Consider the following 22,629-nt stretch of genomic DNA (forward strand, 5'->3'; position numbering starts at 1 on the left):
CCAGCGGACTTACTGGGCATCGCTGGGAGGCACGTAGCCCGCCGCGGCGTCGGCGCCTTCGCCAAAAAAGTGCTTTTCCATCTGGCGGGCGAGGTACTGGCGGGCACGGGCATCGGCCAGGTTGAGGCGGTTTTCATTGAGCAGCATGGTCTGGTGCTTGAGCCAGGCGGCCCATGCTTCCTTGCTCACACTTTCATAGATGCGTTTGCCGAGCTCGCCGGGGTAGGGCGGAAAGTCCAGGCCTTCGGCGTCCTTGCCGAGCTTGATGCAGTGAACGGTACGTGCCATGGGGTTTCCTTATTCTCTAGGTGTCTAAGTAAAATGAAAAACTATTCGTTCCAGTATTAACCCTGGGTCGGCATGATGCGCGCAGCCAGCAAGACCGGGGTTGCATGGTGCAGGGGGCTTGCAAGAGGGGCTCCACTGTAGCAACGAATACCCAGTGCAAGCGAATCCCCTCCGGGCGCCGGTGCCAGTTCCTGATTTATCGCAAGACGCACCGGAACCCGACTTCTACAATCGCGAACTGTTTTTGTTTCCAAGTCCGGCGTCCCGGCCGGGCCCATCTCCATCAAGACCATGAGTGCATTTCTGGAAGAGCGCGTCCTGAGCGTTCACCACTGGACCGACCGACTGTTCAGTTTCACCACCACGCGCGACACGGCGCTGCGCTTTTCCAATGGCCACTTCACCATGATCGGCCTGCGGGTGAACGACAAGCCGCTGCTGCGGGCCTACTCGATCGCCAGCGCCAACTACGAAGAGCACCTGGAGTTTCTGAGCATCAAGGTGCCCGACGGCCCGCTGACCAGCCGCCTGCAGCACATCCAGGTGGGCGACACCATCGTCGTCGGCAAGAAGCCCACGGGAACCCTGCTGATCGACTACCTGCTGCCGGCCAAGCGCCTGTACCTGCTGGCCACGGGCACCGGGCTGGCGCCGTTCCTCTCCATCGTGCGCGACCCCGAAACCTATGAGAAATTCGAGCAGGTCGTGCTGATCCACGGCGTGCGCGAAGTCAAGGAACTGGCCTACCGCGACATGCTGGAAAACCAGCTCAAGCAGCACGAGTTCCTCGGCGAGATGGTGAGCCAGCAGTTCATCTACTACCCCACCGTGACGCGCGAGCCCTTCGTGCACCAGGGCCGCATCCCCAACATCATTGAGAGCGGCCAGATCGCCAAGGACACCGGGCTGCCCGAGCTGAACCCGGCCGAAGACCGCGTCATGATCTGCGGCAGCCCCGAAATGCTGCGTGACCTCAAGGCGCTGTGCGAGAAGCGCGGTTTCGCAGAGGGCAACACCACGCGCCCAGGCCAGTTCGTGATCGAGCGCGCGTTCGCCGACAACGGCTGACCGCCCGTCGCTGGAACTTGAAGGCGCTGGCCGGGTCCACCCGCAGCGCCTTTTTCATCTTCTGGAGTTTTCTTGAGCTTCCTGACCCCCGCCTTCGATTTTCTTGACCGGCACCCGCGCCGCGCGCTGGCCCTGGTTGCCGCCGCCTGCGTCGGTCTGCTGGCCTTCGGCATGTACCTGCAGCACGTGGTGGGGCTTGAACCCTGCCCGATGTGCATCGTGCAGCGCTACGCGCTGATCCTGGTGGCGATCGTCGCGGGCGTCGGCGCGTCGATGACCGGCCGGGGCCGCCCGGTGGCGATCGCTCTGATGGGGGGCCTGGCGCTGGGCGGCGCCTTCGTGGCCGCACGGCAGAGCTTTCTGCAGTGGTACCCGCCCGAAGTGCTCAGCTGCGGGCGGGACTTCTACGGAATGATCGAGTCCTTCCCGCTCAAGCGCGCGATTCCCATGATCTTCAAAGGCAGCGGCGACTGCTCGGCGATCGACTGGACCTTCCTGGGCCTGTCCATTGCGAACTGGTCCTTCCTTTGCTTCGCCGGCATCGCGGCGCTGGCGGCGGCGCTGCTGCTGCGCCGCCGGGCCTGATCAGAGAATCGCGGAACCTGGGCGCTCACCAGGCGCGCTCCTTTCATCGCTCTTGAGCGGTGCGCCTTCCGCTCCCTGAAGCGGCATTGCGAACTTCGGCCGCCGTTCTTGCGGACGGTCCCTTGGCCTGCGACGCTGGAAAGGACCTGCTCAGCTCAGCTTCTTGACCAGCACCTGGCTGCGGCGGTCCCAGTTGTACTTGCGTTTGCGCGCCTCGGGCAGCCAGTCGGGATTGACTTGCACGAAGCCGCGCTTGATGAACCAGTGCATGGTGCGGGTGGTGAGTACAAAGATGCTCTGCAGGCCCTGGGCGCGGGCGCGCGTCTCGATGCGTTTGAGCAGGCGCTCGCCGTCGCCCTGGCTCTGGCTCTGCGGCGAGACGGTGAGAGCCGCCATTTCCGCGGTACGCTCCTCGGGGTAGGGATAGAGCGCCGCGCAGCCGAAGATCACACCGTCGTGTTCGATGATGGTGTAGTTGCCGGCGTCGCGTTCGATCTCGGTGCGGTCGCGCTTGACCAGGGTGCCGTCCTTCTCGAACGGCTCGATCAGCGCCACGATGCCGCTGACATCGTCGATGGTGGCCTCGCGCACACTCTCCAGCTTCTCGTCGACCACCATGGTGCCGATGCCGTCGTGCACATAGATCTCCAGCAGCAGCGAGCCGTCCAGCTTGAACGGAATGATGTGGCTGCGCTCGACCCCACCTTCGCAGGCGCGCACGCAGTGCTGCAGGTAGAACCCCGGATCGGTCGGCACAGTGGCGGCAGGCAGGCTTGCGATGAGGCGTTTGGCGTCGGCCAGCGGCAGCTCGGTGTCGATGTCGCTCTCCGGGTCGTTGGCATCGACGCGGATGCCGGGGATCTCGGTCAGGAAGATCAGCTTGTCGCTTTGCAGGGCCACGGCCACCGAGGTCGCCACGTCCTCCATGCTCAGGTTGAAGGCTTCGCCGGTGGGCGAAAAGCCAAACGGCGAGATCAGCACCAGCGCACCCATGTCCAGCGTGCGCTGGATACCCTCTGTGTCCACCTTGCGCACCAGGCCCGAGTGCTGGAAGTCCACGCCGTCGATCAGGCCCACCGGTCGTGCGGTGATGAAGTTGCCCGAGATCACGCGCACCCTCGCGCCGGCCATGGGTGTGTTGGGCAGGCCCTGGCTGAACGCGGCCTCGATCTCGTAGCGCAGTTGGCCGGCGGCTTCCTGCGCGCAGTCCAGCGCCACCGGGTCGGTGATGCGCATGCCGTGCGAGTACTTCGCTTCCTGGCCCTTGAGGCGCAGCTGTTCGTTGACCTGCGGGCGGAATCCGTGCACCAGCACGATCTTCACGCCCATGGCCTGGATCATCGCGATGTCCTGCGCGATGGACGCCAGCTTGCCGGCGTCGATGGCCTCGCCGGTCAGCCCGATCACGAAGGTCTGGTTGCGGAACTTGTGGATGTACGGTGCCACCGAACGGAACCAGGGCACGAAGGTGAAATTGAAGACGGTGGACATGTGGGGCGGGTGGGGCAGACGGACGGGGCGCGCGGGATAATCGCCGGTTGCCTGATTTTGACTGAAGTTCCCCCTTGTCCTCTGCGCCGCTGCACATCGAGTTCCCCGAAGCCTTGCCTGTCTCCGCCCGCCGGCAGGAGATCGAGGCGGCCATCCGCGACCACCAGGTGGTGATCGTCTGCGGCGAGACCGGCTCGGGCAAGACCACGCAGTTGCCCAAGATTGCGCTGGCGATGGGGCGCGGCCGGGTCAATGCCAAGGCGGGGCAGCGCGGCCAGCTGATCGGCCACACCCAGCCGCGGCGGATCGCGGCCAGCAGCGTGGCCAAGCGCATCGCCGAAGAACTCAAGACCCCGCTGGGCGAGGTGGTGGGCTACAAGGTGCGCTTCCAGGACCGGCTTTCCAAGGACGCCTCGGTCAAGCTGATGACCGACGGCATCCTGCTGGCCGAGACGCAGACCGACCCGGACCTCAAGGCCTACGACACGCTGATCATCGACGAGGCGCACGAGCGCTCGCTCAACATCGACTTCCTGCTGGGCTATCTGCGCCAGCTGCTGCCGCGCCGGCCGGACCTGAAGGTCATCGTCACCTCGGCCACCATCGACGCAGACCGCTTCGCCGACTACTTCGCTTCCAGCAAAGGCAAGGCGCCGGTGCTGATGGTGTCCGGCCGCACCTTCCCGGTGGAAGTGCGCTACCGGCCTTTCGAGGAAAGCCGCGAATACGACCTGAACAACGCCATCGCCGACGCCGTGGACGAGCTGTGGCGTGGGGGGGCGGGCCCGGGCGGAGACATCCTGGTGTTTTTGCCGGGTGAACGCGAGATCCGCGAGGCCGCCGACCACCTGCGCAAGCACCTGGCCCACCAGCCCGCGCTGCGCAACGCCGAAGTGCTGCCTCTGTTCGCACGCCTGTCGCAGGCCGAGCAGGACCGCATCTTCCAGCCGCACGGCCAGCGCCGCATCGTGCTCTCGACCAACGTGGCCGAGACCTCGCTGACGGTGCCGGGCATCCGCTTCGTCATCGACGCCGGCACGGCGCGCGTCAAGCGCTACAGCTTCCGCCAGAAGGTGGAGCAGCTGCTGATCGAACCGATCAGCCAGGCCGCGGCCAACCAGCGTGCCGGCCGGTGCGGCCGCGTGGCCGACGGCATCTGCATCCGCCTGTACGACGAAGCCGACTTCAACGGCCGTTCGCGCTTCACCGACCCCGAGATCCTGCGCAGCTCGCTGGCGGGCGTGATCCTGCGCATGAAGGCGCTGCACCTGGGCGCGGTGGAAGACTTCGCGTTTCTCGAAGCGCCACAGCGCCGCGCCATCACCGATGGCTACCAGCTGCTGGCCGAACTCGGCGCGGTGGACGAGGCCAACGAGCTCACGCCGGTCGGCAGGACACTGTCCAAACTGCCGTTGGACCCGCGCGTGGGCCGCATCCTGCTCGAAGCGCGCGACCGCGGCGCGCTGGACGAGGTGCTGGTGATCGCCTCGGCCCTGAGCCTGCAGGACGTGCGCGACCGGCCCATGGACAAGCAGACCCAGGCCGACCAGGCGCACAAGCAGTTCGACGACGAGAAGAGCGAGTTCACCGGCACGCTCAAACTCTGGAAGTGGCTGGAGGACAGCAAAGGTGGCCACGGCAAGGACCACAAGCTCAGCCACCGCCAGTACGAGAACCTGCTGCGCGAGCACTACATCAACGTGCGCCGCGTGCGCGAATGGCGCGACATCCATTCGCAACTGCACACCGTGGTGGCCGAGCACAAGTGGTCGATCAACACCGCGCCCGCGAGCTATGAACAGCTCCACCTGTCCATGCTCGCCGGCCTGCTGGGCAACATCGGCCAGAAGAACGACACCGAAGACTGGTACCTGGGGGCGCGCGGCATCAAGTTCCACCGCCACCCCGGCGCGAACCTGAGCAAGAAGCCCGGCCGCTGGATCGTCTGCGCCGAGCTGGTGGAGACCGCACGCCTGTTCGGTCGTGGCATTGCGAACATCGAGCCGCAGTGGCTGGAACACGTCGGCGCGCACCTGCTCAAGAAGCAGGTGCTGGACCCGCACTGGGAAAAGAAGGCCGGCCGCGTCAGCGCCTATGAGCGCGCCACGCTCTACGGCCTGATCGTCTACCAACAACGCCGCGTGGACTACAGCAAGGTGGACCCGGCCGGTGCGCGCGAGCTGTTCATCCGCGAAGCCCTGGTGGGCCACCTGCACGAGGACACCTGGGACAGCAAGCTGCCCTTCCTGGCCGCCAACCGCCGCACCGTGCGCGAGGTGCAGGAGCTGGAGCACAAGGCGCGCCGGCAGGACGTGCTGGTGGACGACGAACTCATCTACGCCTTCTACGAACAGCAGATCCCGGCCCACGTGTGCGGGGGCGCCGACTTCGAGCGCTGGTGGCGCGACGCTTCGCGCGAGAACCCCAAGCTGCTCTTCCTCACCCGCGAAGAGCTGATGCGCCATGAGGCCGCGGGGATCACCACGCAGGCTTACCCGAAGACCATCCGACTGGGGGGCGTGGACTGCGCCGCCGCCTACCTGCACGAGCCCGGCGACCCGCGCGACGGCGTGAGCGTGACGGTGCCCATCTTCGCGCTCAACCAGGTCAGCGAAGACCGCTGCGACTGGCTGGTGCCCGGCATGCTCAAGGACAAGGTGCAGGCCCTGCTCAAGACCCTGCACCAGCGCCCGCGCTCGCGCCTGGTGCCGCTGCCGGCCACCGCCGAGAAGATGACCGAGGCCCTGTGCCAGCCCGAGGTGTTTGCCAGCGGCAACCTGATGGACGCGCTGCTCAAGCTGGTGCGCGAGGCCACGCAACTGCCGGTGCAGCGCAACGACATCAAGGTCGACATGCTGCCGGCGCACCACTTCATGCACCTGCGCGTGGTGGATGAACACGGGCGTCAGCTGGGGCAGGGGCGCAACCTGGGCGCGCTCAAGGCCGAGCTGGGTTCCAAGGCCCGCGGAGCCTTCCAGGCGCTGGCGTCCCTCAAGCTCCAGGACATCACGGCACCGGCCGGTGCGCCGGCGGCACCGACCCCGGCGCCAGCCGCCGACCACGCGCGCCGTGTGCCCGCCCCGGACAAGGCCAAGGCGCCCGCTGCGCCCGCCTCGAAGGCGTCCAGCGCCGAGCAGCGCCACACCGCCTGGGACTTCGGCGAACTGCCCGAGCTGATGGAGATCCGCAAGGGCGGCCAGACCCTGATCGGCTTCCCGGCCCTGATCGACGACGGCGACGCGGTGCGCATCGAGGTGTTCGACGAACCCGAGGTCGCGCAGGCCCGCCACCGCGCCGGCCTGCGGCGCCTGTTCGCGCTGCAGATCCGGGACGCGCTGAAGTACCTGGAAAAGAACCTGCCGGGCCTGCAGGCCATGGGCGTGGCCTACATGAACGTGGGCAAGACCGACAGCGGCGGCACTGGAGGCACGCTGGACGAACTGAAGAACCAGATCCTGGACCTGGCGCTGGACCGGGCCTTCCTGTCCGACCCGCTGCCGGCCGACGCCGCCGCCTTCAAGGCGCGCGTGGACGAGGGACGCGGGCGCCTGACCCTGATCGCCAACGAGATCGCGCGACAGGCGGGCGTGATCCTGACCGAACACGCGGCCGCCGCCCGCAAGCTCAAGGACAGCCGCCCGCCGGCCGACGTGGCGACCGATGTGCAGCAGCAGCTGCAGCGCCTGGTCCCCAAGACCTTCCTGAGTTCAACGCCCTTTGCGCAGCTGCAGCACTTCCCGCGCTACCTCAAGGCGGTGCAGCTGCGGCTGGACAAGCTGCGCAGCGACCCGGCGCGCGACGCCGCCAAGTTCGCCGAACTGCGACCGCAGGACCAGCGCTTCTGGCGCCTGGTGGCCGAGCGCAAGGGCGCGCAGGACGCGCGGCTGCAGGAGCTGCGCTGGCTGCTGGAAGAGCTGCGCGTGAGCTTTTTTGCCCAGGAACTGCGCACGCCGCAGCCGGTGAGCATCAAGCGGTTGGACAAGGCCTGGTCCCAGCTCAACACCTGATCCGGCGCAGCCCTGTTGACAGGAGCGCCCGGGCTGCGCTTCACTGGCGCCTTCGTGTCATGGAGGTGCCGATGGATCGACGTGACTTTGTGGAAGGCTGTGCGCTGGGGGGCGGTGCCCTCGCTGCCAGCCTGAGCACCGGCAGCTGGGCGGCGCAGGCCGCGCCACGCCACGCCATTACGCCAGGGCGCTGCTGGTGAACGAGCTGGGTGATCCGGTCAAGGCGTCGCAACTGCGGACCCAGACCAACTACGTGTTCCATTACCCGTTCGAGGCCACGCCGGTGTTCCTGCTGGACCTGGGCAAGGCGGCGGCGCCGCTGTCCCTCAGGACCAAGGGCCAGCAGGACTACCAGTGGCCCGGCGGCGTGGGACCACGCCGCAGCGTGGTGGCCTTCAGCGCCATCTGTGCCCACCAGTTGGTCTACCCGACGAAGGACCTGAGTTTCATCAGCTTCCGCAAGGGGCCGGTGCTCAACCCCAAGACACCCAGCCACGGCAACGACCTGATCCATTGCTGCGCCGACCACAGCCAGTACGACCCCGCGCGCGGTGCCCAGGTGCTGGGCGGTCCGGCGGAACAACCGCTGTGCGCCGTGCTGCTGGAGCACGACGCCCGGACCGATTCGCTGACGGCAACCGGCACGCTGGGCGGTGAACTCTTCGACGAGTTCTTCCGCAAGTACGAAGTGAAGCTGAGTCTGGACGTCGGCCCCAAGGCACGACAGCCGGTGGCTGGGCGCAGCACGGTGCGCGAGCTGGTGCGCTTCTGCCGCAACCCGGTGCGCTGCTGAGTCGGCGCGTCAGAGGCGGGCCAGCCGCTCCAGTGCCGCCTTCAGCGTCTCGTCCTTCTTCGCGAAACAGAAGCGCACAACTTTCTGGTCGAACCCGTTGCCGTAGAAGGCCGAAAGGGGAATGGCGGCCACGCCGATCTCGCGGGTGAGCCACTGGCAGAACTCGCCTTCGGGCAGGTCGCGTTCGGCCACCGCGAGGCTCTCGATGCCCACACACTGGAAGTAGGTGCCCTGGCCGGGCAGCAGGCGAAAACGCGTCTGCGCCAGGCCTTCGCGGAACAGGTCGCGCTTGCGCTGGTAGAAGGCGCTGAGCTGCAGGTACGGCGCCGGGTCGGCCATGTAGGCGGCCAGCGCGTGCTGCATGGGCGTGTTGACGGTGAACACGTTGAACTGGTGCACCTTGCGGAACTCGGCCGTCAGCGGCGCAGGCGCCACCACGGTGCCGACCTTCCAGCCGGTGACGTGGTAGGTCTTGCCGAAGCTGCTGATGATGAAGGCGCGCGCGGCCAGGCCCGGAAAGCGCGCCGCGCTCTGGTGCTGCTGGCCGTCGTAGACCATGTGCTCGTAGACCTCGTCGCTGATCAGCAGCACATCGGTCGGCTCCAGCAGTGCTTCGAGTCGCCGCATGTCTTCGGCGCTCCAGACCTGGCCGCTGGGGTTGTGCGGGCTGTTGATCATGAGCGCGCGGGTGCGCGGCGTGATGGCGGCGGCGATGGCATCGAAGTCGGGCCGGAAGCTGCCGGGCACCAGCGGCACGCGCACCACCTTGCCACCCGCCAGTTCGATGTTGGGTACGTAGCTGTCGTAGCAGGGCTCGAGCACGATCACCTCGTCGCCCGGGTGCACGACGGCCAGGATCGCGGTGAGAATGGCCTGGGTCGCGCCAGCGGTGACGGTGATTTCGGTGTTCGGGTCGCAGCGAAGACCGTACAGCGCCTGCATCTTGGCCGCCATGGCCTGGCGCAGCGCCGTCACACCGGGCATGGGTGGGTACTGGTTGTGGCCGGCCTGCATGGCGCGGGTGACGGCATCCACCAGCGCCGGGTCGCAGTCGAAGTCCGGGAAACCCTGGCCGAGGTTGACCGCACCCACTTCGGCGGCGAGCGCCGACATGACGGTGAAGATGGTGGTGCCGACGGCGGGCAGGCGGGAGGTCAGCGACGGCGTGCGGGGAGCGGTGACGGTGTCCATGAATCAGATGTCGTATTCGTCGGAGTTGCCGGCCATGGCGCGCAGGATCAGGTCGCGCGAGAGCCGGTCGCTGAGCAGTTCGGCGAAGCGCAGCACGAATTGCCGCAGGTAGCTGCCGCGCTTGAACGCGACGCGCGCCAGGTTGTGGCCGAACAGTTGGGCCCCCGGGCGGGCCACCAGGTCGGGGCTGGCGTTGTCGCCCTGCATGGCCATCTCGGCCACGATGCCCACGCCCATGCCCAGCTTCACGTAGGTCTTGATCACGTCCGAGTCGATGGCTTCGAGCACGATGTTGGGTCGCAGGTGCCGCAGCGCGAAGGCCTGGTCGATGCGGGTGCGGCCTGTGAAGCTCGGGTGGTAGGTGATGAGCGGCACATGCGCCAGGTCCTCCAGCGAGATGCGTTCCTGTGCGACCAGCGGGTGGTCGTAGGGAAAGACCAGCACGTGCTGCCATTCGTAGCAGGGCAGGGTGACCAGATCGGGGTAGTTGGTGAGCGACTCGGTGGCGACCCCGATTTCGGCGACCTCTTCGATCAGCATCTTGGCGACCTGGTCGGGCGAGCCCTGGTGCAGGCTGACGGCCACCTTGGGGTAGGCCTGACGCAGCCTGGCGACCGGTCCTGGCAGCACATAGCGCGCCTGGGTGTGCGTGGTGGCGATCGAGAGCGTGCCGCTGTCCTGCGCCGCGTATTGCTCGCCGATGCGCTTGAGGTTGTTGACCTCGCGCAGGATCACCTCGATGCTCTTGAGCACCTGCGCACCGGGTTCGGTGATGCGCTTGATGCGTTTGCCGTGCCGGGCAAAGATCTCGATGCCCAGTTCCTCTTCGAGTTCGATGATGGCCTTGGACACCCCGGGCTGGGAGGTGTGCAGCGCCTTGGCGGCCTCGGTGAGGTTCAGGTTGCGGCGCACGGCCTCCTGGACGAAGCGGAACTGGTGCAGGTTCATCGGACGGGTTCCAGCGCAATCTGTGCGAGCAGGGCGGTCAGGCGAGGGTCCTCGCCGGCGGTGGCGAGGCGTTCGAAGTGCACGCCCGGATGGGTGCGCGCCAACTGCTCCAAAAGGACTGGCAAGTCCTCGCGGGCATGTTTGCCCATGCCGAAGAACAGCGGCAGCACCCGGATGCGCGACGCCCCCTGGCTCACCAGCTGCGCCGCCGCGGTGGGAAGATCGGGTTCGCTCAGTTCGAGATAGGCGCAGACCACCCGGACCGAGGGGGCGGTATCGCGGATCTGCCGGGCCACCGACTCGACCGGCGCCCGCCACAGCGGGTCGCGTGAGCCGTGCGCAAAAACAATGACGCCCAGCATGAGAACTACCGCCGGAGCACCAGCCAGCCAAACGCCCCCAGCGAAAGGAACGAATAGATGATGGCCGGAGACGCCGCCGCGAGCCAGGGGCGCCAATGGTTGAGATTGCCGATGTAGCCGAACACGTTGTTCAGCAGGAAGAAACTGATCCCGATCATCACCCCGCCGAACACGTAGCCGGTGATGCCGCCGCTGCGGAAATGCAGGTAGGCGAACGGCAGGGACAGCACCACCATCACCAGACAGGACAGCGGATAGAACACCTTGCGCCAGAACTCGATCTCGTAGCGTTGCGCGGTCTGGCCGTTCGCTTCCAGGTGCTGCACGTAGGCGTAGAGATCGGTCGTGCGCATGCGGTCCGGCTTGAGCAGCGCCACCGACACCATCTCAGCAGAAATCGAGCTGGGCCAGGAGAACGCCCCGTGCTGGCTGCGGACGATGCGGGCCGACTGCTGGCCCGCCACGTCAAACTCCCTCTGCACCACCTCGTGCAGGGTCCATGTGCCGTTCCCTTCGATTCTTCCCTGCTCGGCCTGCACGGTGGACACCAGCAGGCCCTGGTTGTCGAATTCGAAGATCCTCACCTCGCCCAGCTCGCCGGAGGGCGAGAGCGAGCCCACATTGACCGAGAAGTTGCTGTGCGCCTGACGCTCCTTGAGCCAGGCCCCGGTCTGGCCCAGGCTCAGCTTGCCCTGGTACCGGGCCTTGAGCAGCTGCGCCGTCTTGTCGGCAATCGGTGCGACATAGTCTCCGACGGCGAAGGTGAGTGCCACGAACAGCAGGCCCAGGCCCAGCAGTGTGCGCAGGGCTTTCCAGGGCCCCAGTCCACTGGTGCGCAGAATGGTGTATTCGGAACTCTGGGCCAGCCGCGCCAGCACAGCCACCGAGCCGATGAGCACCGAGATCGGCAGCAGCTCGTAGATGCGGCTGGGCATGAGCAGCGCCACGTACAGCATGGCGTGCGTCAACTCGTAGGTGACCTTGGGGTCCAGGCGCGAGGGCTGGCCGATCGCCGCCAGTTCTTCGACAAAGTCGAAGAAAAAGAACAGCGAAAGGAAGGCCAACAGCACATACGCCGTGGCGATCAGCACCTCGCCGTAGATCAGTCGGCGGATCGTTTTCATGCCGGGGCCCCTGCGGCACCGCCGCGCGTCACCTGGTCCAGCCAGTTGCGCCAGTGCACGTTGTGGTGGCGCTTGGCCAGCCACAAGGCGCTGAACATGAACACCGACCCGTGCAGCAGAACGGTCAGCGTCAGCCAGTTCACCTGGCCGGCGGTCACCCACCGTTGGCCGACGTTCAGCAGGTTGAAGTAGACGATGAAGGCGAAGAGGGTGAACAGGAGGTTGCCGCTGCGGCCGGCGCGCGGGTTGCTGACCGTGGTCGCCACACCGAGCAAGACCAGGTTGAACGCCGTGAGCGCGACGCCGATGCGCCAGCCCAGTTCACCCATGTGCGCCGGCGTGGGGTCCTGGATGAGCGCCACGGTGCTGCGCGCCTTGAGCGCCTGGCCCCCGCGGATGTAGGAGGAAGCGGCCCCGATCTGTGCGCCGTATTGTTCGAATTGGCTGACCTTGATGCGGCCGGTCTTGGGGTCGCTTTCGAGGCGCTGGCCGTTGTTGAGCATCAGGAACTGGCGGTCGCCCTGCCATTCGATGCGGCCGGACACCGCCGAGGTGACGGTCTCGTTGCCGTTCTTCTCGATGCTGGAGATGAAGACGTTGCGCCCTTCGGTGCCGTCGGCCGTGTCCTTGTCGATGAAGAACACCCGCCGGCCGCTGGACGACTCCTGGAACTGTCCGGGTGCGATGCGCTGAAGGTCGCCGCGGTTTTCGAAGCGGTTGCGCAGTTCGGCGGTCTGCTGATTGGCCCATGGCCAGACGAACAGCACCAGCAGAACGATCACGAGCAGCACCGGCCAGGCGAACCGCATCACCGGACTGAGAAATCCCCCCAGGGAGCGCCCGCTGGAGAACCAGATGATCATCTCGCTCTCGCGGTACATGCGCGAGAGGGTGGAGACGATGGCGATGAAGAGTGCCAGCGTGAGGATGGTCTGGGTGTAGCCGAGCACCGTGTAGCCCAGCACCAGCATGACCTCTTCCGGGTTCACGCTGCCGCGCGAGGCCAGGCCCAGCGTGCGGATCAGCAGCACCGTCAGCACGATGGTGAAGAGCACCACCAGGGTGGCGCCGAAACTGCGTGCCAGCTCGGTGCGAATGGAGGAATGGAATAACATCGAATCAAACAGGAAAGACACGATTATGGACTTCGAACTCAAAGCCCTTTCCCCCGTTCAGGCAAGCCAGCTGGCGGTGGATGCACTGGTGGTGCTGGTCTCCGATGACACCCTCGGCATGGATGGCGACGATGCCCTGAGCATGCTGGTACGGGACGCCGCCCGCCGCGGAGATCTGGAAGCCGGCGTGGCCAAGTGCCTCTCGGTGTACCGGCCGCAAGGGCTCAAGCCGGCGCGTGTGGTGCTGGCGCGTGCCGGGGACGGGTCGCCTGCTGCGGTTCGCAAGGCGGTGATGGCGGCGATGTCGGGCCTGAAGTCGCCTGCCGTCAAGAAGATGGCCGTGCTGCTCAGCGGCATGACCAGCGACCGGCCCACGGTGCAAAGTGCCATGGTGGCGGTGGCGGACAGCACCTACGCCTATGTGACCACCAAGCCTTCAGCCACGGCCCGCACGATCAGGCAGGTGGTCATGGGGGTGACCGATGTCGCCGCCGCTCGGCCTGCTTTCCGCTTCGGACTGGCCCAGGTCGCCGGGATCGAACTGGCCAAGGAGTGGGCCAACCGGCCTGCGAACCATGCCACCCCCAGCCACCTGGCCGAGGCCGCGCGCAAGCTCGGGCGCAAGCCGCAAATCAAGACCGACGTGCTCGGTCCCAAGGACGTTGCCGCCCTCGGGATGGGAGCGTTCATGGCGGTAGCGCAGGGTTCGTCGCAACCCCTGCGTTTCATCGTCATGCACTACCAGGGCGGGCCCAAAGGCAGTGCCCCGGTGGTGCTGGTGGGCAAGGGCATCACGTTCGACACCGGTGGCATCTCGATCAAACCGGCGGCCGAGATGGACGAGATGAAGTTCGACATGGGCGGTGCGGCGAGCGTACTCGGCACCTTCGCCGGACTTGCCGAATTGCAGCCTGAGGTCAACGTGGTGGGAATCATCCCAAGCTGCGAGAACATGCCGGATGGCAGCGCCGTCAAGCCGGGTGACGTGGTCACCAGCATGAGCGGGCAGACCATCGAGATTCTCAACACCGACGCCGAGGGCCGGCTCATCCTTTGTGATGCACTGACCTACGCCGCCCGGTTCAAGCCCCGCTGCGTGATCGACATCGCCACGCTCACGGGTGCCTGCGTGATCGCGCTGGGGGCCATCCGGTCCGGCATGTTCGCCAACCGGAGCGACCTGGCCGACGCGTTGCTTGCGGCGGGAGAGCGGTCCATGGACCTCTGCTGGCGGCTCCCACTGGACGACGAGTACGCCGAAGGCCTCAAGTCGAATTTCGCGGACATGGGCAACGTGGCCGGACGGGCGGGCGGTGCGATCACCGCAGCGAAGTTCCTGCAGAAGTTCGTGGCAGAAATGCCCTGGGCTCATCTGGATATTGCAGGTACGGCCTGGAAGAGTGGAGCCAGCAAAGGAGCGACCGGGCGGCCGGTGCCCCTGTTGCTGCAGTACCTCAGCGATCTGCCGACCCGGGAAGCGGTGGCAAAAAAGGCGCAAAAGGCGCGTACAGGCAACAGGGCGTCCCGGCAGGCATGACCGAGGTCGCTTTTCACCTGAACGTCGGGGACCGGACGGCCTATCTGTGCAGGCTGCTGCGCAAGGCCTATCTGAAGGGCTCCCGCGTTCACGTGCTGGGTGAGGCTTCATCTCTCGAGGCGCTCGACAGGGCGCTGTGGCTCATGGCGCCGGGGGAATTTGTGCCCCATGCCCGCTCGGGCTCCGCTGCGCATGTCCGCCGCCACTCACCCATCGTGCTGGGGGCGCTGGAGCCCGAATGGGCGCAAGTGGATGTGCTGGTCAACCTGGCCGATCAGGCCCTGTGTGGTGTCGGCGTGGTGCCGAGAATCATCGAGGTGGTGGGCTCGGAGCCCGGAGGCCGGGAAAAGGGCCGCGAACGCTGGAGGCTCTACCGGCAGGCGGGTATCGAGCCCACCGCCCACGACCTGTCCGCTTCAGTGGCCTGAGTGATTGCTGTAAGTCTGCATGCAGCCAGCTTATGGTGCATGCGTTGAAATGATGCTCACTGGGGCAAACCCTCGAAGCCATTTGCGCAAGTCTCGACGCAGCGTCCCCGGTGCAAGGATTTGGAGTATCTTTATGGATGTGGAGAAAAGTTCCCTCCGCATTCCAAAAATTCATTCCTTTCCGAGGATACCTATGCAACTGAACCTGAAACTGGCCGTCATTTCCGCAGCCGTCGCTCTGGCCGCCTGCGGCAAAAAAGAAGAGGCTGCCCCGGCCGCCGCTCCTGCTGCTCCGGCTCCTGCGGCCGCCCCCGCGCCTGCAGCGAATGACGGCGTCATCAAGATCGGTCACGTCGGTCCCACCAGCGGTGCCATCGCCCACCTCGGCAAGGACAACGAAAACGGCGCACGCATGGCCATCGAGGAGCTGAATGCCGCTGGCCTGACCATTGGTGGCAAGCCCGCCAAGTTCGAGCTGCTGGCCGAAGACGACGCCGGCGATCCCAAGCAAGGCACGGCCGCCGCCCAGAAGCTGGTCGACGCCAAGGTCAACGGCGTGATCGGTCACCTGAACTCGGGCACCACCATTCCCGCGTCCCAGATTTACAACGACGCCGGTATCCCCCAGATTTCCCCCTCTGCCACCAACCCCAAGTACACCCGCCAGGGTTACGCTGGCGCATTCCGCGTGGTGGCCGACGACGTGCACCTGGGTGGCACGCTGGGCAAGTACGCCGTGGAAACCCTCAAGGGCAAGAGCATCGCTGTCATCGACGACCGCACCGCCTACGGCCAGGGTGTGGCCGACGAGTTCGAGAAGGGCGTGACGGCCGCTGGCGGCAAGGTCGTGGGTCGTGAGTTCACCAACGACAAGGCCACCGATTTCAACGCCATCCTGACCACGCTGAAGGCCAAGAAGCCCGACATCGTGTTCTTCGGCGGCATGGACGCAGTGGCGGGCCCGATGCTCAAGCAGATGAAGCAGCTGGGCATCAAGGCCAAGTTCATGGGCGGCGACGGCATCTGCTCGTCCGGCCTGGTCGACCTGGCTGGCGACGGCATGTCCGACGAGCAGGTCTACTGCGCGGAAGCCGGTGGCGTGGAAGGTGAAGCCAAGGCCGGCATGGAGAAGTTCAAGGCCGACTTCAAGGCCAAGTTCAATGCCGATGTCCAGGTGTACGCACCGTACGTGTACGACTCCGTCAAGGTGATGGTCGAGGCCATGAAGGCCGCCGATTCTTCGGATCCGGCCAAGTACCTGCCGAAGCTGAAGGAAACCAACTACAAAGGTGTGACCGGCACCATCGCCTTCGACGAGAAGGGTGACATCAAGAACGGTGCCCTGACGCTCTACACCTACAAGGGTGGCAAGCGCTCTGAACTGGCAGTGATCCGCTGATTCACGGAAATGCCTCCAAAAAGCCGCCTCCAGGGGCGGCTTTTTTATGTCCGCCTCCCGGCCAACGGGCACTGCATGCAGGCTCGTGGCGTTCGCTTCAGCCAGGTCAGGCCGTACAGTCGGCGTCGGCTGTAAGTTCTTGCCGTCTCGGCCGACTGTTGGCCTTCCCTCAACTGTTCTACGAAGAGTTCGCGCATGAAATGGTTTTTGCTGCCCGCCATGGCCCTGAGCCTGTCCGTCCCGCTTGCGGTCCATGCCGACTGGGCCAAGACCGAAGCCGATGCCAAGGGCCAGACGGTGTACTTCAACGCCTGGGGCGGCGGCGAGGCCATCAATGCCTACATCACGTGGGTGGCGCAGCAGGTCAAGGGCCGCTATGGGGTGGAGCTGCGGCACGTCAAAGTGACGGACGCGGCCGAGGTGGTCAAGCGGGTGCAGACCGAGGTGGCGGCAGGCCGCCGCATCGATGGCTCGGTCGACCTGATGTGGGTCAACGGCGAGAACTTCCGCAACCTCAAGCAGGGCGGCTTGCTGTTCGGCCCCTGGGCCGAGGACTTGCCCCACTGGGGCTCGGTGGACCTGAACAAGCCGGTACGCAGCGACTTTTCAGTGCCCACCGAAGGCTACGAGGCACCGTGGGGCACAGCCCAGCTGACCTTCATCGCCGACAAGGCCCGTACACCCACGCCGCCGCGCTCGGCGGCCGCGCTGCTGGCCTTCGCCAAGGCCAATCCGGGCCGGGTGAGCTACCCGAAACCGCCGGACTTCCACGGCACCACATTCCTCAAGCAGGTACTGATCGAGCTGGCGCCTGACCGCAAGGTTCTGCAGTCGCCAGTGAGTGCCGCCAGCTTCGGCGCTGCCACCGCACCGCTGTGGGCCTACCTGGACCAGCTGCATCCGGTGCTGTGGCGAGGTGGCAAGGCCTTCCCGGCCACCGCCGCCGAGATGCACCGCATGCTGGCCGACGGTGAGCTTCGGCTTTCACTCACCTTCAATCCGAACGAGGCGGCCAACCTCATCGTCTCGCGCCAGTTGCCCGCCACGGCTTACAGCTTCGGCTTCACCGGCGGCACCATCGGCAACGTGCATTTTGTGGCCATCCCGGTCAACGCCAAGGCGCAGGCCGGTGCCCAGGTGGTGGCCAACTTCCTGCTTTCGCCCGAGGCCCAGGCGCGCAAGGCCGACGTCACCGTGTGGGGCGACGGCAGCGTACTGGATGTGGGCAAGCTGCCAGCGGCGATCCAGGCTGCCATGCGCAAGACGGCACCAGGCGCTCTGGCCGAAGCCGTGCCCACGCTGGCCGAGCCGCACGCCAGCTGGGTGGAGGTGCTGGAGAGCGAGTGGCTCAAGCGCTACGGGGCCCGCTGAGCTGGCGCGGTTTGCCCTCGGCGTGGTCGGCACGCCGGCTGTGGGCCTGGCTCGCGGCCCTGCCGGTGCTGCTGATCCTTGGGCCGGTGCTGCCAGGTCTGTACTGGGCACTGGCGCCTGTGCTCGCCCCTTCGGTCTGGCAGGCGCTGTGGTCCGACGCCCAGTGGCCGCTGGCGCTGCGCGCCACCCTGGTGTCGGCCGGGCTGGGCAGCGTGCTGGGCATGGCCCTGGCCGCAGGCCTGGCGACCGCGCTGTACCCGGGGCCGCGCTGGCTGGCGATGCAGCGCCGGTTGCCGCTGATGCTGTCGGTGCCGCATGCGGCCTTTGCCGTTGGCCTGTTGTTCCTGATCTCGCCCTCGGGCTGGTTCGCGCGCGCAGTGGCTCCGCTGGCGGGATGGCTGGAGCCGCCGGCATGGGTCACGGTGCAGGACCCGCTGGGGCTGAGCCTGGCCTTGGCGCTGGGCTTGAAGGAAAGCTGGTTCCTGCTCTGGGTGCTGGTGGCGGTGCTGGGCGAGCAGACCGTGCATCGGCACATGGTGGTGGCGCGGTCGCTGGGCTACAACCGCGCCCAGACTTGGAGGCTGGTGCTGTGGCCCCAGTTGCTGCCGCGTCTGGGCTGGCCGCTGGCGGCGGTGCTGGCTTATGGCCTCTCCGTGGTCGACATGGCCGTGGTGCTTGGGCCGAGCACGCCGCCCACGCTGGCCGTGCTGGTCTGGCAGTGGCTCTCCGACCCCGACCCGGCGATGCAGGCCCGCGGCGCCGTCGCATCGGTGGTTCTGCTGGCGCTGTTCCTGCTGATCTCGGGAATCGCTCGCTGGTTGTGGCACGGGCTGGTGCGCCGTGCCGCCTACCCGGCGGGTGAGCGCAAGGCTGCGAGCCACCCGCCGCGCCGGGGGCTGCACCAGCCGCTGTGGCTGGTGGGTTATGCGGTGGTGGCGGTGCTGCTGCTGTGGTCCTTGGCGGACACCTGGTTCTTTCCGGCGCTGTGGCCCGATGCGCTGTCGCTGCAGAACTGGATGCAGGTCGACTGGGCACCGTTCGGCACCACCCTTGGGCTGGCGGCGGCGGCCTCGCTGCTGTGCCTGCCGGCCGCGCTGGTGTGGCTGGAGTGGGGGCCTCAGCGTTACAACGCGCTGCTGTACCTGCCGTTGATCATCCCCTCGCTGCCCCTGGTGGCCGCGCAGTACGCGGCGCTGCTGCGGTTGTCGGCCGACGGCACTGCGCCTGGCCTGCTGTGGAGCCACTTGCTGTGGGTGCTGCCCTATACGGTGCTCACCCTGATCGGGCCGTACCGAGCGTTCGACCGGCGGCTGATGGTCACCGCGCGGGCGCTGGGGCAGTCGCCCCTGGGCGCCTGCCTGCGCGTGAAGTGGCCGATGCTGGTCAAGCCCATTCTGGCCGCGCTGGCCGTCGGCTTCTCGGTCAGCGTGGCGCAGTACCTGCCCACCTTGTTCGCCGGCGGCGGGCGCTTTGCCACGGTGACGACCGAGGCGGTGGCGCTGAGCGCCGGGGGCAACCGCCGCGTGCTGGCCGCGCAGGCGCTGCTGCAAATCGTGCTGCCGCTGCTGGGCTTTGGCCTGGCGGCGCTGCTGTCCCAATGGGCGGGCCGCACCCGCCGAGGATTGCGCTGAGATGCTGGACATTCGAAACCTCACCATGACCAAAGGCGAGAGCCTGCTCATTGCGGGGCTGAACCTGCAGGTCGGGCGGGGCAGCATCGTCACGCTCACCGGCGCTTCGGGCTCGGGCAAGTCGACCCTGCTCAACTGGCTGGTGGGCGATCTGGACCCGGCGTTCCAGGCGCAGGGCGAGTTGTGGCTGGACGGCGAGCGGCGCGACGCCTGGCCGGTGGAGGCGCGCGGCATCGGCATTCTGTTCCAGGACGACCTGCTGTTTCCGCACCTCAGCGTGGGACAGAACCTGGCGTTCGCGCTGCCGGCCACGGTGCGCGGCACCGCCGCCCGGCGCGAGCGGGTGGCACAGACGCTGCGCGACATCGGACTGGATGGTTTCCACGACCGCGACCCGGCCACCCTCTCAGGCGGCCAGCGCGCGCGCGTGAGCCTGATGCGGACGCTGCTCGCCGAGCCCTGCGCATTGCTGCTGGACGAGCCCTTTTCCCGGCTGGACGCGGCGCTGCGCGCGCAGTTCCGGGGGTTCGTGTTCGGGCGGATCCAGCGCCAGCGCATCCCCACGCTGCTGGTCACCCACGACCCCGACGACGTGCCGCCGGGTGGCGAGGTGTTCGACATCCAGCGGTGGCAGGCACGGCCCGAATGAGCAGGCTAGGAGGAGACTCCGCCGGACTCAGGCGTTCAGCACCACCGGTTCGAGCGCGTCGCTCGCCACGCTGATGCGGCCAATGGCGGCCGTGTGCGGGTAGCCCGCCGTCTGCAGTGCACGTATGCAGTCGTACGCGCGGTCGGCCGGCACGCTGGCCAGCAGACCTCCCGCGGTCTGCGGGTCGAACAGGAGCGGGTAGCGCGGATCATCCACGAAGGCCTCGGCATTGCGCAGTGCGCGGCGCAGGCGCACGTTGGCCGGCTGCAGCGAACTGACGATGCCGGCCTGCACGCACTCCACCGCACCATCGAGCACGGGCAGGGCGCCCAGGTGCAGCTGCGCATCCACACCGGAGGGGCGCGTCATCTCGACGAGGTGGCCGAGCAGACCGAAGCCCGTGAGGTCGGTGCAGGCGGTGGCCCCGTGTGCGCGCAGGACGCGGGCGCCGGCCTGGTTGGACACCACCATGGAATTGAGCGCCGCATCCACCCAGCGGCCTTTGGCCGCGTGCCGCGCGTGTGCCGCAAACAGGGTGCCGGTGCCGATGGGCTTGGTCAGCAGCAACACATCGCCCGGCTGCATGCCGCCCTTGCGCAGCACACCCGTCATGCGCTCGTCGATCAGTCCGTTCACAGCAAATCCCAGCGCCAGCTCGCGGCCTTCGCCGGTGTGCCCGCCGACCAGGCTGCAGCCTGCGGCGTTGAGCACCTCGACCGCGCCGGTCATCATCTGCAGCAGCAGGTCCTCGACCTTGGCTTCCAGACCCGGTGGCACCGTGGCGATCGCCGTGGCCGACTGCGGCTCGGCGCCCATGGCAAAGATGTCGCCCAGCGCGTGGTTGGCCGCCACCTGGCCGAACAGGTACGGGTCGTCGATGAAGCTGCGGAAAAAGTCCACCGTCTGCACCACTGCCATGCCCGGCGGTACGCGCACCACGGCCGCGTCGTCCGGCGCGTGCAGGCCGATGAGCACGTCCTCGCGCTGCACCGGCTGCAGATGGCCCAGGGCGCGGCTGAGGATGGTGGCGCCCACCTTGGCGCCACAGCCGCCGCAGCGCATGGCGATGGCCGAGATCGCCTGGCGTGATTCTTCGGCACTCAGCACGAGGCTGTTGGCCGGCGTTGTCTTTGATGGCAGCCCCGGAACCATGACGGGCAACTCGGTGAACTTGCGCATGAAGCGTCGGTCGATGTGGTCCTTCCAGCGCCAGACCCAGTCGCCCGCGAAGCCGATGGGGCCGCGCGAGGCCACCGCATGCCGGTCGCCGGTGGATATCAGCGCCAGCCAGTGCTTCTGGGGGCGGTAGGGCTGCAGCGGTTGGCCATGCAGGGCCAGGCGCAGGTTGCGTGCCAGCGCCGGGCCCATGCGCACCGCGAACACGCCGGCCTTCTCCAGCGGTCGCGGCAGGAAGGACGCCACGTCGCCGGCTGCGAAGATCCTGGGGTCGTCCGGCGTCTGCAGGTGTTCATTGACGCGGACGAAGCCGTGCCCGTCCAGCGCCAGGCCAGTGTCGCGCAGCCAGCCCGGGCCGCCCGCCTGCGTGACCCACATGGTCTCGTCGGCATCGAAGGTGCGCCCGTCCTGCGTGGTCAGGCAGCCGGGCGAGACCTGCGACACCTCGGCCCGCGTGTGCACCGCAACCCTTCGTTCCTTGAGCACCCGGACGAAGCGCGCCCGCACCCCGGGGTTGTGGGTTGGCAGGACCGAGTCGCCCGCGGTGAGAAGCACGAACTGCAGCAGATCGGGGTTCTTGCCCAGAGACTGCAATTCCTGACGCAGCCGGTGCTGCATGGCCAGCACCAGCTCCACGCCGCCCGCACCGCCACCGACCACCGCCACGGTGAAGCGCTCGCGAAGGCCGCGCACACGCTCCAGCAGGGCCAGCCAGCGCTGGTTGAAGTGGGCGATGGGCTTGACCGGCACCGCATGGGCCTGCGCGCCATCGACCTTGCGCACATCGGGTGTGGATCCGGTGTTGATGGACAGCAGATCGTACGGAACGGGTGGTCGGCCTTCGAGCAGCACGCGCTGGTTCGCCCGGTCCAGCCCGGTCACCTCGCCGCGGATGAAGCGTCCGCCCGCGAACGCCGCCAGACGACCGAGGTCGATGTGGACCTCGTCAAAGCGGTAGTGGCCTGCGATGTAGCCCGGCAGCATGCCGGAGTAGGGCGTGTCGACGTCGGTGCAGACCAGCGTGATGCGCAAGCCGGGTTCAGGCAGCATGGCGAGCATGCGCAGCGCCATCACATGGCTGTGACCTCCACCGACAAGGACCAGATCGCGCAGGACGGGTTGTTCGTGTGAATGCATTCGGTGGCTGCGGACATGCGCCGACCGCGCTTCGCAACGGCAGCCAAGCAGCGAGAGGGCGGGGGAGAGATGTGTGGCCTGCCCGGAGGGACTCGAACCCCCGACCTGCTGCTTAGAAGGCAGCTGCTCTATCCGGTTGAGCTACGGGCAGACGGTGCGGACAGGATACAAAAAAGGCCCACGCTGTGGGCCTTTTTGTCCTGAAGAATGGTCGGAGCGGCGGGATTCGAACTCGCGACCCTCTGCTCCCAAAGCAGATGCGCTACCAGGCTGCGCTACGCTCCGACAAGCCGGCGAGTATACCCTGACGCCGAGGCGCGCTGCGCAGT

General features: G+C 67.1%; 19 protein-coding genes and 2 tRNA genes. 11 read left to right on the forward strand and 10 right to left on the reverse strand.

Annotation, left to right across the window (positions count from 1 at the left end; translation table 11 throughout):
- Nucleotides 1-9 precede the first annotated feature (9 nt).
- Nucleotides 10-288 (reverse strand): oxidative damage protection protein, encoded by a 279-nt coding sequence (locus tag RCO38_RS08695; RefSeq protein ID WP_308327898.1) that lies wholly within the window; start codon nt 286-288, stop codon nt 10-12.
- A 291-nt stretch (nt 289-579) separates the two neighbouring features.
- Here RCO38_RS08695 and RCO38_RS08700 point away from each other — a divergent pair, with 291 nt between their 5' ends.
- A complete protein-coding gene (locus RCO38_RS08700) occupies nt 580-1,356 on the forward strand; it encodes a ferredoxin--NADP reductase (RefSeq protein WP_308327899.1) in 777 nt (258 codons plus the stop codon).
- Between the two features lie 81 nt (nt 1,357-1,437).
- A complete protein-coding gene (locus RCO38_RS08705; RefSeq protein ID WP_308328076.1) occupies nt 1,438-1,941 on the forward strand; it encodes a disulfide bond formation protein B in 504 nt (167 codons plus the stop codon).
- 150 nt (nt 1,942-2,091) lie between these two features.
- Here the strand turns inward: RCO38_RS08705 and argA are convergent, their stop codons facing one another.
- On the reverse strand, nt 2,092-3,432 hold the full coding sequence (gene argA / locus RCO38_RS08710) for an amino-acid N-acetyltransferase (RefSeq protein WP_308327900.1): 1,341 nt from the start codon (nt 3,430-3,432) through the stop codon (nt 2,092-2,094).
- 74 nt (nt 3,433-3,506) lie between these two features.
- Between argA and hrpA the strand changes: the two genes are divergently transcribed.
- The 3 genes from hrpA (at nt 3,507) to RCO38_RS08725 (ending at nt 8,232) form a co-directional block, all read left to right on the forward strand.
- The gene (gene hrpA, locus RCO38_RS08715) at nt 3,507-7,439 is read left to right on the forward strand and encodes an ATP-dependent RNA helicase HrpA (protein ID WP_308327901.1); all 3,933 of its coding nucleotides are present in this window, start codon (nt 3,507-3,509) and stop codon (nt 7,437-7,439) included.
- Nucleotides 7,440-7,510: 71 nt separating this feature from the next.
- Nucleotides 7,511-7,639, forward strand: a complete 129-nt coding sequence (locus RCO38_RS08720; protein ID WP_308327902.1) for a twin-arginine translocation signal domain-containing protein — start codon at nt 7,511-7,513, stop codon at nt 7,637-7,639.
- Nucleotides 7,636-8,232 (forward strand): (2Fe-2S)-binding protein, encoded by a 597-nt coding sequence (locus tag RCO38_RS08725; protein ID WP_308327903.1) that lies wholly within the window; start codon nt 7,636-7,638, stop codon nt 8,230-8,232. Before RCO38_RS08720 ends, RCO38_RS08725 begins: the two co-directional genes overlap by 4 nt.
- 9 nt (nt 8,233-8,241) lie before the next feature.
- On the opposite strand, the gene RCO38_RS08730 is transcribed toward RCO38_RS08725, so the two are convergent.
- From RCO38_RS08730 to lptF, 5 genes are read right to left on the reverse strand one after another with little or no spacing between them, the layout of a single operon-like run.
- Nucleotides 8,242-9,423, reverse strand: a complete 1,182-nt coding sequence (locus tag RCO38_RS08730; RefSeq protein ID WP_308327904.1) for a pyridoxal phosphate-dependent aminotransferase — start codon at nt 9,421-9,423, stop codon at nt 8,242-8,244.
- A 3-nt stretch (nt 9,424-9,426) separates the two neighbouring features.
- A complete protein-coding gene (locus RCO38_RS08735) occupies nt 9,427-10,371 on the reverse strand; it encodes a CysB family HTH-type transcriptional regulator (RefSeq protein ID WP_308327905.1) in 945 nt (314 codons plus the stop codon).
- A complete protein-coding gene (locus tag RCO38_RS08740; protein ID WP_308327906.1) occupies nt 10,368-10,733 on the reverse strand; it encodes a sirohydrochlorin chelatase in 366 nt (121 codons plus the stop codon). The genes RCO38_RS08735 and RCO38_RS08740 overlap by 4 nt, the downstream gene beginning before the upstream one ends.
- A 5-nt stretch (nt 10,734-10,738) precedes the next feature.
- The gene (gene lptG / locus RCO38_RS08745) at nt 10,739-11,857 is read right to left on the reverse strand and encodes an LPS export ABC transporter permease LptG (protein ID WP_308327907.1); all 1,119 of its coding nucleotides are present in this window, start codon (nt 11,855-11,857) and stop codon (nt 10,739-10,741) included.
- A complete protein-coding gene (gene lptF / locus RCO38_RS08750; RefSeq protein WP_308327908.1) occupies nt 11,854-12,972 on the reverse strand; it encodes an LPS export ABC transporter permease LptF in 1,119 nt (372 codons plus the stop codon). Before lptF ends, lptG begins: the two co-directional genes overlap by 4 nt.
- A 25-nt stretch (nt 12,973-12,997) precedes the next feature.
- Here lptF and RCO38_RS08755 point away from each other — a divergent pair, with 25 nt between their 5' ends.
- The 6 genes from RCO38_RS08755 to RCO38_RS08780 all read left to right on the forward strand — a co-directional run bounded on the left by RCO38_RS08755 (nt 12,998) and on the right by RCO38_RS08780 (nt 19,987).
- Complete coding sequence (locus RCO38_RS08755; protein WP_308327909.1) at nt 12,998-14,509, forward strand: leucyl aminopeptidase; 1,512 nt, start codon at nt 12,998-13,000, stop codon at nt 14,507-14,509.
- Nucleotides 14,506-14,937 carry a DNA polymerase III subunit chi gene (locus RCO38_RS08760; RefSeq protein ID WP_308327910.1) on the forward strand — a complete coding sequence of 144 codons (432 nt, stop codon included), beginning with the start codon at nt 14,506-14,508 and terminating at the stop codon, nt 14,935-14,937. The genes RCO38_RS08755 and RCO38_RS08760 overlap by 4 nt, the downstream gene beginning before the upstream one ends.
- 193 nt (nt 14,938-15,130) lie before the next feature.
- The gene (locus RCO38_RS08765) at nt 15,131-16,336 is read left to right on the forward strand and encodes a branched-chain amino acid ABC transporter substrate-binding protein (RefSeq protein ID WP_308327911.1); all 1,206 of its coding nucleotides are present in this window, start codon (nt 15,131-15,133) and stop codon (nt 16,334-16,336) included.
- A gap of 195 nt (nt 16,337-16,531) precedes the next feature.
- Nucleotides 16,532-17,707, forward strand: a complete 1,176-nt coding sequence (locus RCO38_RS08770; protein WP_308327912.1) for an ABC transporter substrate-binding protein — start codon at nt 16,532-16,534, stop codon at nt 17,705-17,707.
- Nucleotides 17,680-19,338: an ABC transporter permease gene (locus RCO38_RS08775; RefSeq protein WP_308327913.1), complete on the forward strand. Its 1,659-nt coding sequence runs from the start codon at nt 17,680-17,682 to the stop codon at nt 19,336-19,338. The genes RCO38_RS08770 and RCO38_RS08775 overlap by 28 nt, the downstream gene beginning before the upstream one ends.
- Before the next feature lies 1 nt (nt 19,339).
- The gene (locus RCO38_RS08780) at nt 19,340-19,987 is read left to right on the forward strand and encodes an ATP-binding cassette domain-containing protein (protein ID WP_308327914.1); all 648 of its coding nucleotides are present in this window, start codon (nt 19,340-19,342) and stop codon (nt 19,985-19,987) included.
- 27 nt (nt 19,988-20,014) lie between these two features.
- Here the strand turns inward: RCO38_RS08780 and selD are convergent, their stop codons facing one another.
- From selD to RCO38_RS08795, 3 genes are all read right to left on the reverse strand, one after another.
- Nucleotides 20,015-22,300, reverse strand: a complete 2,286-nt coding sequence (gene selD / locus RCO38_RS08785) for a selenide, water dikinase SelD (RefSeq protein WP_308327915.1) — start codon at nt 22,298-22,300, stop codon at nt 20,015-20,017.
- A gap of 74 nt (nt 22,301-22,374) precedes the next feature.
- A tRNA-Arg gene (locus RCO38_RS08790) sits at nt 22,375-22,451 on the reverse strand.
- A gap of 57 nt (nt 22,452-22,508) precedes the next feature.
- A tRNA-Pro gene (locus RCO38_RS08795) sits at nt 22,509-22,585 on the reverse strand.
- Nucleotides 22,586-22,629 lie beyond the last annotated feature (44 nt).

This window comes from Hydrogenophaga pseudoflava, from assembly GCF_031020795.1.
Lineage (GTDB): Bacteria > Pseudomonadota > Gammaproteobacteria > Burkholderiales > Burkholderiaceae_C > Hydrogenophaga > Hydrogenophaga pseudoflava_A.